The 14,250-nt window shown below is 41.5% G+C and carries 13 protein-coding genes; 4 read left to right on the forward strand and 9 right to left on the reverse strand.

What is annotated here, in order from left to right; translation table 11 throughout:
* Positions 1 to 7: 7 nt before the first annotated feature.
* On the reverse strand, positions 8 to 352 hold the full coding sequence (locus tag CYLST_RS20460; protein WP_015209645.1) for a DUF760 domain-containing protein: 345 nt from the start codon (positions 350 to 352) through the stop codon (positions 8 to 10).
* A gap of 420 nt (positions 353 to 772) precedes the next feature.
* Here CYLST_RS20460 and CYLST_RS33560 point away from each other — a divergent pair, with 420 nt between their 5' ends.
* Entirely contained in the window at positions 773 to 1,069 is a 297-nt protein-coding gene (locus CYLST_RS33560) for a zinc ribbon domain-containing protein (RefSeq protein ID WP_085960648.1), read from the forward strand.
* Between the two features lie 25 nt (positions 1,070 to 1,094).
* Here the strand turns inward: CYLST_RS33560 and scpB are convergent, their stop codons facing one another.
* Together scpB and ispD are read right to left on the reverse strand one after the other, a co-directional pair.
* Positions 1,095 to 1,619 (reverse strand): SMC-Scp complex subunit ScpB, encoded by a 525-nt coding sequence (scpB, locus tag CYLST_RS20465; protein WP_015209646.1) that lies wholly within the window; start codon positions 1,617 to 1,619, stop codon positions 1,095 to 1,097.
* 91 nt (positions 1,620 to 1,710) lie between these two features.
* Positions 1,711 to 2,415: a 2-C-methyl-D-erythritol 4-phosphate cytidylyltransferase gene (gene ispD / locus CYLST_RS20470; RefSeq protein WP_015209647.1), complete on the reverse strand. Its 705-nt coding sequence runs from the start codon at positions 2,413 to 2,415 to the stop codon at positions 1,711 to 1,713.
* A 69-nt stretch (positions 2,416 to 2,484) separates the two neighbouring features.
* On the opposite strand from ispD, the gene CYLST_RS20475 reads away from it, so the two are divergent.
* On the forward strand, positions 2,485 to 3,447 hold the full coding sequence (locus CYLST_RS20475; RefSeq protein ID WP_015209648.1) for a glycosyltransferase family 9 protein: 963 nt from the start codon (positions 2,485 to 2,487) through the stop codon (positions 3,445 to 3,447).
* Between the two features lie 106 nt (positions 3,448 to 3,553).
* Here CYLST_RS20475 and CYLST_RS20480 read toward each other — a convergent pair whose 3' ends face one another.
* A complete protein-coding gene (locus tag CYLST_RS20480) occupies positions 3,554 to 4,042 on the reverse strand; it encodes a CRR6 family NdhI maturation factor (RefSeq protein ID WP_041233773.1) in 489 nt (162 codons plus the stop codon).
* 420 nt (positions 4,043 to 4,462) lie between these two features.
* Here CYLST_RS20480 and CYLST_RS20485 point away from each other — a divergent pair, with 420 nt between their 5' ends.
* Positions 4,463 to 4,912 (forward strand): Fur family transcriptional regulator, encoded by a 450-nt coding sequence (locus tag CYLST_RS20485; protein ID WP_015209650.1) that lies wholly within the window; start codon positions 4,463 to 4,465, stop codon positions 4,910 to 4,912.
* Positions 4,913 to 4,928: 16 nt separating this feature from the next.
* Here the strand turns inward: CYLST_RS20485 and CYLST_RS20490 are convergent, their stop codons facing one another.
* Positions 4,929 to 8,015, reverse strand: coding sequence for a pentapeptide repeat-containing protein (locus CYLST_RS20490; protein WP_015209651.1), 3,087 nt, complete (start codon positions 8,013 to 8,015; stop codon positions 4,929 to 4,931).
* A gap of 141 nt (positions 8,016 to 8,156) precedes the next feature.
* On the opposite strand from CYLST_RS20490, the gene CYLST_RS20495 reads away from it, so the two are divergent.
* Positions 8,157 to 9,947 carry a DUF3685 domain-containing protein gene (locus CYLST_RS20495; RefSeq protein WP_015209652.1) on the forward strand — a complete coding sequence of 597 codons (1,791 nt, stop codon included), beginning with the start codon at positions 8,157 to 8,159 and terminating at the stop codon, positions 9,945 to 9,947.
* Between the two features lie 138 nt (positions 9,948 to 10,085).
* On the opposite strand, the gene CYLST_RS20500 is transcribed toward CYLST_RS20495, so the two are convergent.
* The 4 genes from CYLST_RS20500 to CYLST_RS34685 all read right to left on the reverse strand — a co-directional run bounded on the left by CYLST_RS20500 (position 10,086) and on the right by CYLST_RS34685 (position 14,020).
* On the reverse strand, positions 10,086 to 11,528 hold the full coding sequence (locus tag CYLST_RS20500; RefSeq protein ID WP_015209653.1) for a sugar transferase: 1,443 nt from the start codon (positions 11,526 to 11,528) through the stop codon (positions 10,086 to 10,088).
* Positions 11,529 to 12,040: 512 nt separating this feature from the next.
* On the reverse strand, positions 12,041 to 12,178 hold the full coding sequence (locus CYLST_RS34680; protein WP_157162613.1) for a hypothetical protein: 138 nt from the start codon (positions 12,176 to 12,178) through the stop codon (positions 12,041 to 12,043).
* A gap of 252 nt (positions 12,179 to 12,430) precedes the next feature.
* On the reverse strand, positions 12,431 to 13,846 hold the full coding sequence (locus CYLST_RS20505; RefSeq protein WP_015209654.1) for a right-handed parallel beta-helix repeat-containing protein: 1,416 nt from the start codon (positions 13,844 to 13,846) through the stop codon (positions 12,431 to 12,433).
* A gap of 9 nt (positions 13,847 to 13,855) precedes the next feature.
* The gene (locus CYLST_RS34685; RefSeq protein WP_015209655.1) at positions 13,856 to 14,020 is read right to left on the reverse strand and encodes a hypothetical protein; all 165 of its coding nucleotides are present in this window, start codon (positions 14,018 to 14,020) and stop codon (positions 13,856 to 13,858) included.
* Between the last annotated feature and the right edge of the window lie 230 nt (positions 14,021 to 14,250).

The following is a 14,250-nucleotide window of genomic DNA, read 5'->3' on the forward strand; positions in this document are numbered from 1 at the left end:
TCTCTACCTATTGACTAGACAAATTCTCTAACTGCATCCTTTGTTCCATCTGGCGCAGGAAGTACCCCGTCATCATCGCCGATGCTAACAGTCCTGCTAGGTTGTCCCGATCTGTGGTAATTTGCACGTTGAAATTTTCTGCGGGGAGCATTCCTACTAGTCCTTGGACGTTTTGGGAAATGATTTGCTTAATTTCGGGGCTGACAGACTGGGCGACACGGGCTAAAACTTCAGGTGACTGGTGCTGTAGATATTTGAGTAACTGATTAGGGTACTCACCAGAGTGGTCATTCAGAAGCTGACTAGGGTGTTCCTCAGAGTTGTCATTCAGAAAGTTAGGATCAAATACCATTGGCAATTGTTTTTAGCTTAGTTGCTAATTCTACTTTAAACCATAGTACAGGGCTAGTGCATTCTCCACAGGTATTAGCCGTTGATTAGCCCTTGGTTCTATCCTAGGAACCTTTTACCATACATAGAGTTGAGACTTTCCCCAACACCTGTTTTCCACGATATTACGGGCTTAATTTTCCTCGCCTCAAGCCTGATGGGTAATGATTCTCATAAATTGAGACAGAGAAAAGCTTTGGCCGCTTTTATCTGTGATTTAAATATTTTTAAGATAAAAATTTTACAAATTCAGCAGGATTTTTTACTTAAAAAACTTGATTGATCAGGATGTTAATATCTAATACCCATTTGTCTACAGGTAGAAAAGTGTTTCAGTCGGGGGTAGATGCAGTTATCCAAAATCTAGCTAATTCTCCTCAATATTCCTCATTATCGGTTAAGAGAACTGTTAACCTATAAAGCCCAATTAAAAGCAATAAAAGTAATAATCACGGAAGAATCTTATACATCCCAAGCCAGTGCTTTAGATGGGGATAAGTTACCTAAGTATGGGGATAAAAAACCTCAATTTACGGGAAAAAAGATAGCGAGAGGATTGTATAAAACTCTTGATAATAGGTTATTAAATGCCGATATTAATGGGTCATTTAATATGAGCAAAAGAGTAATTCCTGATGTCTTTGACCAAGGAATAAATGGTTTGCCTTTTAAATTTTGAATTTTGAATTCTGAATTCTGAAATTTTAAGTTGGTTCTAGCTCTAATTCTAGTTGTTGTTCCTGCCGCAAGGTGGGGAAGACTTGGGGGAGTTGCTCAATTTGGAAGTATTGATGAAATTTTGGGGTTATTTGTAGGGAGAAGGAGCGAGATTCATTGTCGCGGCGTTTGCGAACAAAACCCAGTTCCACGAGTTCGGGAACGTGTTGATACACTCCAGAACCGCGCAGGTTAATCAAGTCGGTTTGGAGTATGGGACTATTGAGAGCGATCGCGGCTAAAGTTCGCAATGCACCTACACCCAATTCCACAGGTATCAGGGTTTGGACTAAGTCATAAAAGTCAGACCGCAGTTGTAAACTGTAACCATCTGGCGTTTCTACGACTTCTAGAGCGCTCTCTCGGCGGGCATAATTGTCCATGAGTTCAATTATGCCTTCTGCCGCTGTGGCGCGATCGCAGGCGGCATACTCAGCGATTTCGCCGAGGGACAAAGGCTTACCCTTTAAATAGAGAATGGCTTCTATCTTCGTCGCTGTAGCTATAGTCATTGGTCATTAGTCATTGGTCATTAGTCATTGGTCATTAGTCATTGGTCATTGGTCATTGGTAACTGACGACTGACCATTGACAAAGGACAGGTTAGGAGTGTGTGGGAAGATGTCTTGATGTTCGGCTGTTAAGGATGAATTCGGCGATCGCTAAATCTTGGGGAGTGGTTACTTTTAAATTTGTTTCCTCTCCTTGGACAATGCGGACTTCAATCCCGCACTTTTCAAATAAAGCGGCATCGTCAGTTACTTGCCAATTTTGACGCACACCCTCAGCATGACACTGTTTTAGCAATTTGACATTAAAGCCTTGGGGAGTTTGGGCCGCCCAAAGTTGCCTTCTGTCTGGTGTACTTTGAATTATGCCATTTTCATCCACGACTTTGATTGTGTCTTTGACGGCTACAGCAGCAATTAAACCGGGACAGTCACGGATGGCGGTGGCACAAGCGTTGAGTAAATCTGGTGTAGCTAGACATCTAGCGCCATCGTGAATCAACACTTGTTCGGCGGCAGCTGGTAGTGCTTGCAAACCGTTGTAAACTGACTCTTGGCGAGTGGCACCGCCAGCAATCAATTCTACTGGTTTCGTCAAATTTAGATCAGCGAGAATTGCTTTCAGGTCAGGCCAATCGCTTGGTTGGGAAATAATCCCAATCCAATCGATCTCTCTTGCAGCTTGGGCGGCTAACAAAGTCCAAGCAATTATCGGTTGCGCGAGCACTTTGAGCAGGAGTTTATTGCGGTCACTGCCCATCCTAGTACCGATTCCCGCAGCTGGAATTAGTAAATACACAGAATTCCTCAATCTTTAGGATATATATTTTCCCCTAAAATAGGGAGCGAGTAAGCGTCAATAAATATTATGCGAGTAGTAGCCCTTGTACCTGGCTCAATTGGCGACCAAATTCTCTTCTTTGCGACACTAGACGACCTAAAGCGTAATTACCCCAACGCTCAGATAGATGTCGTGGTAGAACCGAGGTCAAAGGCTGCCTACCAAGTGAGCAAGTCAGTTCATGAGGTATTAACCTTTGATTACAAAGATCGTAACAGTCTGGCAGATTGGGGTAACTTGGTAGGCACGATTCGCGATCGCGAATATGATGTCGCCATTGCTGTTGGACAAAGTTGGTTGATTGGTCTTTTACTCTGGTTGACGGGAATTCCCGTACGCATTGGCTACACAGGCAAAGGCTCAGTTTTTCTCACCAGATCAGTACCGCCCAAACCATCCCAGTATGCAGCGGCGGCGTACCATGATCTGCTGCAACCATTAGGTATTAACTCTCCTTGTCCAGAGTTAGCGCTCAATGTGCCAAAACCAGATATTGAATGGGCACAAAGGGAACAAAAACGCTTAGGGGTGCATGAAACAGGCTATATCTTGATTAACGGCGCTTCTAACCATTTAGCCCCGGCTGATGGTTTAGATACAGTCTACCCAATCGAGAATTGGCTGCAAATTATTCAAGACTGCCAACACAAGCAGCCAGATCTGCCTGTAGTAGTGATTAAAGGGTCTGATGATGAGCAGTTTGTGCGCTCATTGCTCCTGGAGTCTTCTCCAGATATCAAAGTCACTTCCCCAGATGATATCGGCAAGTTAGCTGCGATCATTGGCGGTGCGAGTTTGATGTTATCTACCGACAGTGTACCCCTACATCTGAGTGTGGCAGTGCAAACCTATACCATTGCCCTTTTTGGTTCCACAGATCCAGCAAATTTGTTACCTAACAGTGATAAATTCCTGGCGATTAAATCCCCCACGGGCAAAATGGCGGATATTTCACCCCAAACTGTTTTGGAGAGAATCTGGAGCGGCTAAACCAGTGAACTAGGGAATACAAAACCAATTCACTGCCCCCCGAATGCTATTCGGGGGCTGGAAATAGCCAAATTCCAAGGGAGCGGATCAAGCGCAGCGACAGTTATTACCCGTTCGCTTCTTCAATCATTTCAAAAAAAGCATCATCTAATTCATAGCCCAGCATTTGCGCTAGAGACTTCAGCCGCGATTGACTAGGCATCCCCTGCTGTTTGAGCCAAACACTCAAAATAAAGATTTTGTGCATCAAAAAGATTTCCAAGGCTTCGGGATTGTACTGTATGCCTTCTTTGGAACTGAACTGATGCGGTACCAGCATAGCCGCGTAACGGGCAAGTTCCCCAGCTTTCCAATCTAGTAAAAAGGGCAACCAGGGGTATTTGGCATCCAGACGCACAAACCACAACCTCACCTCTGGAATTTCTGAGAGTTCCCGTGGATCGCCTGGTTCTAGCTCGTAGTTGACCTCAAAGCGCAGTTGCTGTTCATGGGTGGCAATGGCTTCATCTTGCAGCAGTGGTTCAATCACCTTTGAAGCTGGCGACAGATCCAAATTGTGAATGGAGTCATTATTGAGGGCGATCGTCATTGTTATTAACTGGGCAGCTACTTTTTTATTCAGGAAGCAAGTAGGATTGAAAATCCACAGTAGCAGATATGTTAGCATCTTGGGCGCTTTGCTCCCAAGCCAAAATATATGCGCTTGAACCATCAGCAAAATTAACACCGAGTTCCATACGCAGACGCTTTTATTGCTAAAGTGAGCACCTGCCTTAAGGTGGACATTTCCAGCAATTCTAAGCTAAAGTTGTAATGAGTTTGTTTTAGAGTAGGGTGTGACACCACAACTATCAACAAGCAAAAAAAAATATTGTCCCAGCCTTTGATTTCCGCAACAATCACCAGCAACGACAGAAGTGTTAGGTGAAAGACAGTATGTAATATCCTTGTATATAAAAATAACCAATAAAAATTGACCTGGGAAAATTCCCCCAAGAGTTAACAAAGCTGAAATATGCAAAAGCCAGCGATTTCTACAAAACCAATTCGTTCTCTAGAAGATGCTCTGGAGCGGTGCCAAACGCTGGGTATGCGCGTCAGCCGCCAGCGCCACTTTATTCTGGAACTGCTTTGGCAAGCAAATGAACATCTTTCAGCGAGAGAGATTTACGATCGCTTGAACCAAAAAGGTAAAGAGATTGGTCATACCTCTGTTTATCAAAATTTAGAAGCTTTATCTAGTCAGGGAATTATTGAGTGTATTGAACGTAGCGATGGGCGTTTATACGGCAACATTAGTGATTCTCACAGTCATGTCAACTGTATAGATACAAATCAAATTCTCGATGTTCATGTGGAACTGCCAGCAGAAGTTATCCGCCAAATTGAAGCACAAACAGGAGTAAGAATTACTGACTACACTATTAACTTTTATGGTTACCGTAACTCACAAGAACAGTCTTGAGTTCTGAGAACATCAATCAATAGTACCCATAACTACCATCAGCGGGATTATTACCCAAAACAGTCTCATCTTCAGTATAATCATCATCTTCATCTAAACTTACTGGCAAAATTGGCACACCTTCAGCGCTTTCAATTCGCCCGACTTCAGGCATATTCTGAACCCAAATTTGTGTGTTTGCTTCGGTGTTATTGCTGTCAGGAATGCTATTGAGAAACTCCGGTGACGGCAAACTGGTTATGGCAGGAAAATCCTCTTTGGAGAAGAGGGCACCATTGAGGGCGGCAAATTCTTTGTCGGCGTCAGCCAGGTTAGCTTGAAAGAGGCAGGCGTTGGTGAGATTGACTGAATTGAGATTTACCCCCATCAGGTTTGCGCCTGTGAGGTTTGCGCCTATCAGATTTGCGCCTATCAGATTTGCGCCTGTCAGGTTTGCGCCTGTGAGGTTTGCCCCCATCAGGTTTGCGTCTATGAGGCTTGCCCGTTGCAGGTTTGCTCCAGCCAAGTTCGCTCCGATTAACTCCGCATCAGATAAATTTGTCCCCTCCAGATTTGCCCCAGTTAACATCACTTGCAACAAAGAATTTGCCGATAAATTGAGTCCAGCTAGAGATTTTGAGCGAGTTCGCACTGCAAAGGCGCTTTTGTGCAAAACCGTTGTCCTGCCAATCAGTCCACTTACTGCTGCCGGATTGAATAGAGCCAAATTTGTGGGATTACCGCCAGGCCAAAAAGGTACTTTAGCTTCTCGGTAGATAGCACAAAGTAATAAAAATACATTCAATCCCACCGCTGCATTCACCTGCTCGACATTGTTGTAGTTTTGTAGTGATTGAAAATAAGTCAAAGCTTTGTGGACTATCCCTTGATCTAACCACCGACCTTGACAGTAGTCACGCCAGAAAGATTCCAGTCGTTGAAATAAAACTTCAAAAGAAAATTCGTGTTTTTGCTGCCGTCGCAATCCCTCAAGGGCGAGTTCTTCGATTTCCTGACTCAGAATGCCGTAACCGAGTAAATTATAAAGATGCTGGGCGACGCTGCTGGAAGATTCAATCATAAAGGTGAGTTTGCCATAAGCTTCCTGTTGACGCTCAGTCAGGGCTGAAAGTTGGGCAGCAATAGCTTCAGCACAGAGGTATTCTCCTAATTTTGGGTGAGAAAACTCAGTTTTGATTGTCTGTTGAATCTGAGTACTGACGCCAGAGCGAAAATAAAAAGATGGTAGAGTGTGGGGATTTGATTCTCTAGGCAAATTAACCTGAAGCCGATCGCTGTGCAAAATTTTCAGGGCGATCGCTTGCATCTGCTCGATTAAAGCTTGGGGATGGCGACCAGCAAGCAAATTAGCGATCGCCAATGGTGTCCGGTGAATATGAGCAGACCCTGAGCGGATTAACATCATCTTCATCCCGCCTGTTTGCGGATAGCCCAACAACCAGCGACTCAGGCGATGGTAAATTTCCCATAACAAAGGTGTGTTGTCGGTTTGTTCCGTGTTGGCAGATACTTGCAGTACCTGATCATCTAGCAGTCCGTCACGGTGCAAAATGCCTAACAAATAGAGCATCAGAGGTTGATGAATCAGGGTGGAAAGTGGCGAAAACCTTGATTGGCTGGCAAATAACCCGGCCTTTTTTAAGAAGACAAAAAAGTTTTGTGCGATCGGCAAGGATTGCACTATTGCCCACTTTTGAAACCATTGTTTGAGTTGATCCACATCCAACGGCTGAATGATAATTCGCCTCAATGGCAGTGCTGAGGGTATTTCTAACATCGTGATTGATCGACCCGTCAGCACAATCTTGTGTTGACCTTGAGACTGCAATTTCAGTAACTGATCGATAAACAACGCTTTTTTCCTAGTGTTTTGACCAGAATCGGGCAGTTCATCCAGACCATCCAGCAGTAACAGACACCGAGGAAAATCTTGCTCCAGCCAAGTTGCCAAGTTACTCTGCAAATTCACAGGAAAAGCGGAAATTAGGGTTTCTATTAAACTTTTGCCATATCTGACATCTCGCAGCCGAATTAGTACAGGCATCCAAGTAGGGTAAAGTTTCTGCGCCACTTGTGCCGCCCAAATTTGGCAGAAACTGGTTTTGCCATAACCAGGTTCCGACTCAATAACAGCAATAGTTGCTAAATTATCTAGCTGTTGCTGTGCCCAGGTGATTAAATCAACTGGCTGCGGACTTTTTTTATCTGACTCAGAACCGCTCTCCTCTACTGGCAAGCCTGTGAGTTTAACATAGATATCCTTAAGGGCAAAAGATTCTAACAGTAATGGTGTGCTAAAGCTTTGCAGCAAACTTGCCCGGTAATATTCTCGATCCAAGTCAATTTTGTCACTCACTGTCGAGCCAGAAGCTATTCCTGACAATCCAGCTTCTGAGTTGACGGAACTGGCAGGTAATGAATTCCCCAAGCGAACAAATTTTTGCAGTTGGGCTAAGGGAGCGGCATTGTTAGCAATGACTACCAGTAAGTGGCCTAGAAGTGAATTAACCAAACGCTGCGTTAGCAGTTTAGCTTCCGGTTCTTCCGCACCATTGGCGACCAACCAAGCCACAGTAACATTGTTTATCTGTTGCACCAGTAACGAGTCTGTCACCAAAGAAAGTGCTTGTTCGGCTTGAGTGTCAGTCAGTTTACCAGGGCTGAGTGTTTTCAATAGCCCTTGCAGTTGGGCATCCTGGAGGCTGAGTTTGATTAGTTCTGGTTGGGTGGGTATCATTGCCCTGTCTAGCCAAGTTCTTTGTAGGCTGGCTTCTTGGTCTAGAACTTGTTGCAAAGTGTGGAGATAGGCAATTTGAAACGCCAGCCATGTGCCTTCGTTACGTTTGAGGGGTTTTTTTTGGCTGAGGCTACGTAACAGGCTTTCAGTCAACAAGGCAATTGTGGTGATTTCTTCCCAAACAATATCCAACGGTAGTTCTAAGACCTCTACCAGGGTACAAATGTCAAACGGCACCAGGCTTTTGACTTCCATATCCTGAACAATACGGTAGGCGACACCTGCCATTTGCCCCGCTGAAAATTCTTTGATTTGATTGATGGTGATATAGCGTTCTACCAACCAATTCCGAATGCTTAAATTCATTTAATCACACTGTGAATGGCTGCTATGACAATTATGATTCGTTTATCAGTTAGTGAAAACAGGTAACAATGGGGAGGACTAAGCTAAGTATCAAAGCTTTTTTCTGACTGAAAAAACAGTGTATATGTATTTGAGCAGAATATGAGCGATCGCCTTCTGAAAATATTGTTAATCGACCCAGATCCGATCTTCCGTCTAGGACTGAGGGTAGCTCTGGAAACAAATCCTTACTTACAAGTAGTAGCCGATGTAGAGACAGATACCGCCGCCTTACAGATTTTGGTCGAAATCGCTCAACAAGACCCTAACCAAGTAAATTTGGTAATTTTAGAATTAGGTAATAATCACCTCACCAAGCGTCAGCAACTAGGCTGGCAATTTTGTCGTCAACTCAGAGCTTTGTACCCCAATCTACCAATATTGCTCCTAAGTTCTATTTCCCAACCAGGGCTACTGTTAGCAGCAAGGGCAGCTGGTGTGAATGGCTACTGCCCCAAAGGCATACCCGTTTCTGAGTTAGTCGACGCCATCCAAGAAGTTGCTGATGGTGGTTCCTATTGGTTTGGGGAGAGGGATGGGAAATCCATGCGGCGATGGAGAAATTTTTCTGCACTCAGCAGTCAAAATTCCCAACTCAGGACTTTAGATTTAGGACTCTTCAGGCTGCGGAATAATTTACGTTTGTCAGGAATTAGCCAGATTGACGCCGCCCTAGCAGGAGTGATGGCACAATTACAAATGCCAGGGGTGCCACTATTAGATCGGGCCGTACTAGCTGGACAACAGCGAGAATTGCTAGCGGCTCGTTGGCTGCTGACTCGGTTGTTAGCTACACCCCATCCAAGGCAACAAGAATACCAGCCATCGCCAGCAATTTCCTCCTTCGGTAGTGCGATGGGCTACGCCCCGCCGGAGGCGATCGCACTAGCAGACTCACAACAAATAGAAACTTCGCCACATCTGTTGACTCCAAGAGCGCTGCAATCTGCATTATTCGCATCTTGCATAACCAAACTTCAATTCCCTTTGCAAAATGTCACAGATATTCCTTTAGAAATTGATATTTTGCGCGAAGATAAAAAACGGGAATTACTTGATATTATTCTGCAAAAGCTAGCTCAACAGTTGGATGAACTGCGCGTTTCAAAAATTGAATCTGAGGAATTATTTTATTTAATCAATAAAATATTATCTAATTTATGGCAAGCAGCAATTACGGATTTTTTTGGGAAATTTGTGCGGTTTAAACTTGGCGATCAGAATATAGAAATAGTCAATTTTTTGTTACAAAATACCGAACCAGTCCAAGCAGATATTCTTGATAAAATTCCCCTAGTATTTGATCTGTTTTCTTATTTGTTATTTCAAACAGATTTACAAATTGATAATACTTCCTATCCAGCAGGTAGTACAGAAGCTAAATTTCAAGCATTGAAAATTTTAGAAAACTTGTTGATCCAAATAGGGAATGGTGTAGTGCAACCGCTACTGAACTCTTTAGCAGACGTAGAAACCATTAAGCGAAGTTTTTATGACCGCCAATTAATTTCTACAAGAGAAGTTGAACGTTTTAGAAACAATTTGTCATGGAAATACCGTTGGCGTAATTATGTAACTGAAGCCCAGGCAATTTTTGAAAGCCGCTATGAACTATTTGTATTTGCACCTCGTGGCATTGCTAAAATCTCGATTTATGCGCCCCGTAATCAGGAGTTAGCACAACTTTCTAATATTCCTCTGGTGGTGACATTGCTTTTAGAATTTCGAGATGCGATTGCTCCGCGGTTACAATCTCTATTAGCCTTTTTAGGTAGTGGGATTGTTTTTGTTCTCACCCAAGTCATTGGTCGGGGTTTGGGTTTAATCGGGCGCGGTATCCTCCAAGGTATTGGTAGTGTCTCTTTAACAGAAAAAAGTTTGCGGAAAAAATAGCGATCGCGATCGGACTAAGTGATGGGCACATGTGGGAAATCACTAATAACCGTTAAATAAAACAAGACTTTTTAATTTTGTTACTTCCTTATTAGCAAGGGGTTAAATCAGCAGATTACAACCTCCTGAAAGGCTACCTTAGTATGCACCTTCTTTTTTCAACACTACGCTAACCGTCTTGACCAAAATTTGAAAATCTAACCAAATTGACCAATTTTCGATGTAGTTTAGATCAAGCTTCATTACTTGTTCAAAATCTAAAATATTAGAGCGACCTGAAACTTGCCAAAGTCCTGTAACGCCAGGTAAAACTTCTTGTCTTAGAAAATGACGTTCCAAAAATTTCTCTACATCTCTAATAGGTAAAGGACGAGGTCCAACTAAACTCATTTCTCCAACCAGAACATTAAAAAGTTGTGGTAATTCATCTAAACTATAACGACGAAGAAATTTACCAACTCTTGTAATCCGAGGATCGTCTTTAATTTTGAAGATAATACCATCTTTTACTTCATTTAAAGCTTCTAATTCTTTTTGTAGTTTTTCTGCATCAGACCTCATAGTACGAAATTTCCAGACTTTAAATGCTTTACCCCGTAACCCTATCCGGATCTGCTGATAAAATATTGAGCCTGGAGAATCTAGTTTAATAGCTATAGCAATCACCGCATAAACAGGAAAAAACAATAATAGAAAACCAGCAGCGCAACAAAAATCTAAACTACGTTTTATCCAAAAATCTTTTCCCGTAAGTATGGGGCAATACATACTTAGACAATTCATGCCGCCTATTCTATGAGATTTTATGTCTCTATAAATTGGCTTTAATTCCATTGGTATGATGTGTACTGTTATGCCAAATGCCTGAAATAACCAACATATGAACAATCTATTTCTGATAGCATTCCAAGAAATAAAAACTTCCGTAATACGTAATTGATTAAGATTCTCCAAGGTTTGCTGGCGATAAGACCTATCTAAAGATTGAGCATCTGCCGTACCAAGGATAGTGTAATAACTTTCTCTTTGGATGACATTAAATATTTGTTCGGCTTCTTCTTGATCCGCAATAATAAAAACGTGATTAAGACCTAATATTTTTTGCTTGCGAAGATAATTAAGTATAATTTCAATGCATAATCTAGCAATGCAAATCAAAGATAGACTCAACAACCAAGATAGTAGTAAACTTGAGCGTGTAAGCCCCATAATCGGTTTATAGGTAAAACTAACAGATATTATTAAACCATGAGCAAAAGTTAGAGTTTTGATAATATTTAAGTAGTCACAGCGCTTTGTACCTGGTTGGTAATTACCTTGAATAACTAACGCTGCTATTTGAATAAAAATAGTTACTAACAATGGTAAATAACCGCTTGTCGTATCCCAAATATAATTCATGGAAGACATACTATAGTATTCAGTTATACCCCAACCAATTAACAAAAAAGTAAAATCTACTGAGATTAATGTTATTAATCTTAGCCACCATCCTCCTTTTCGTACCCTAGCAAATTCAGGTGCACGTAAGTCTAGAGAAGCTTCACTCAAGTGAGTGCTAAAGATAGATGTATAGTCCATAATTTGATGACCTCGTTGTTAATACAGCACTTAGATTTTTTCTTATAAAATTGATATGCTAATCTTAAAACTAGATATGCATTGATTTTTAATATCTTCTTTTTTAAATTAGTTATATTTGTTTGTGCCCATAATCCGCTATCTTTAATCTCTGGAACTGCTGTTGTTTTAAATTAGATAATTCTCAAGCTTGGCAATATAGTGTTATGTCCTAATAAGAGTTAAATCTGAGCCATAGATTATCAGCATTCAATTAAATTCAGAACGTATAATGGTTCTAATTAGTCTAGCTAGCTCAAGCTCAAGATTAATATCAATAAACTTAAAATAAATGCAAATCTATATTTGCATTGGTAAAAACTACCCTTTTTATTGCTCAATTAACACTTTACCGCAACTACTGTTATGGACTACATCACTTTTGCTTTTATTTATAAATAATGTAATAAGTTTTAAGAGGTAGCTATCAGAATCAAAACACCTCTTGTCCAAATCAACAACGAAGTAAAAAATCAAGCAGCGGTGAAGGAGTAGCAGTCAAAGCACAACCACGCTTGACTACCTTGGTGATTGCAGCCATCAACATTTTCTTGTTCAAAACTGGTTTCATCTGCTCCTAATACTACTTGTTTGTATATGCATTCTTTCACCTCATCAACGGCTGGTTGTACTCTAAAGCTCTCTCTGCATTCGTGAGGATAATTTTGGCACAGTTAACTTAACATAGTTTTGCTGCTAATCGCTTGTTGCTGCAACTTTTTCTTGTTTTTTTAAGAAGTTGCACCTTGTAATTTTTTTACCGACAAATCATACGTTTAACGACTGGGGGAAGTTACTTCTGACAATCCTAACAGCAATAGTTTTCTCCTTTTAATTAGCTATGAACTTGTGCAAAGCTGTACTTAGTACTGGTACTCATACGCCCCGATATCGTAAGCAGTACCAGAGGGACGAGGATTGCCTGCGAAATCAGTTTTCAACCTCGTCAGCGTATAACCCTTATTGATTGCCGAGCTTCGCGCCTGAAGTTTAAAGTCAGCAACCGAAGGGCTTACAAACAGCGGATCTGCAATAATATCGTGAATTCCCTTAACGACTATACTAGTGCTATTGGCATAGAGATTATAGTCATAAGAGACCTTGGTATTATTCCAGTTGCTATTAACATTCTTTCCGGGGTAAGCATAGAGAATGTTATTGATAATAACGATATCTGATGATTTATTCGCAAATATTTGTCCATCTTTAATTTCCGGAGTCTGGTTGTTCAAATAAGCCGTGTTGTTGACAATATCAACATGATCACTTGAGTAGGTATGAATGCCGGATCCACCATTATTAAAAGTGATGTTGTTTTCAACTAAAGTGCGTCCTGTATACGCACCCAATTTTGAACCGTTCTGAGTATTTCTCGAATCATCGATAATAATCCCATTCCCGTCTGTGAGCGTCCCAGTTGCTATCCAGGGTATATTCTGCCTATTGTTGTAGACCTTGTTCTTCCTGATGAACATCTTATACCCTTGGGAGGTATCAAATCGCCAATTCTGCCAAAAAGAAATCCCACTCTGAGCATATATGGAGTACCAAGCATTATTGTATACTTCGTTATTTTCTACCGTCACATAGTCCGCTTGAATGACTGAAATGCCAGATCCTCCGCAATCATGTATTTTATTATTAAGTATACGCAAGTGATGGGGATGTCCATTATTTCTTCCATCTATACTGAGGCAGTTGCCGTTTGTCAGAGGGTTTGATGTGTTAGTCTTCTGACTTAGTGCATAATTAAGGGTTACATTGGCATTGTTACCGACGATCTCCAGCCCGTTTACTTCAATATACGACGCGCCATTTTGAATCATAATTCCATTCCATCCATTGTGCTGGAGTTTCGGAAAATGACCCGGATATGCTTTAAATGTGATCCATGCACTTGCAGTTCCAGAGCGTGTGATCTCTACTAAGTGTCCATAGGGGTTAGCATTAGTGTATACTCCGTTCATGATGAGTACTGTTTCCCCAGGGTTGGTAAGATTTGCGGCTTTTTGAATTGTCCTGAAGGGAGATAAGGTAGATAGTCCACTATTGCTATCTTTCCCAGTACCACTCACATAGTATGTCTTGGGACTGATAGCACCCTGGATAGGCTTTCTGTTGCGCCTTTTAGTTTCTTTGTCTGTCGATAGTTGTTGAATGTCTTTTACTAAAGACGCTGTAATTTTTTCTCCCTGATGCAGACTACTTAGTACCCTAGCGAGTACAAGAGATGTGCTCAAACTGACACTATAAATTAGTCCAAAAAAAAGTTCTTTCATGGGGATTACTCAAAATAATATTTTTTGACATTTCATCGCTAACAGCGATACAGCTTCATTATTGGTAGATGCCAGTTGTGGATAATAGCAAAATACAACCACTGCATCCCAATTACTCAAAATTTCCATTGCCAGGGCTGTTTTCAGGCGATTTTTTTTGCTTAGTTGATTCATTGAGTCTTTATGTAACTACACTCATATTTGTTTTACATAATACCGGAGTTACACAAATTTTCCTGCCCCACACGTACTATTGAAATCAGAGGAGAGTCAGAAGTTATTCCAAAGTAACATCATCTTCCTGAAACAAAAACAGAGATAATACCTAGGAAAATTAGAATTTAGGTTGATATTGGCAGTATTTCATCCAGTAACACGGTTTCCACCCCGATCAAAATGTGATT

Origin of the sequence: Cylindrospermum stagnale PCC 7417 (assembly GCF_000317535.1) — a bacterium.
Classification (GTDB): domain Bacteria; phylum Cyanobacteriota; class Cyanobacteriia; order Cyanobacteriales; family Nostocaceae; genus Cylindrospermum; species Cylindrospermum stagnale.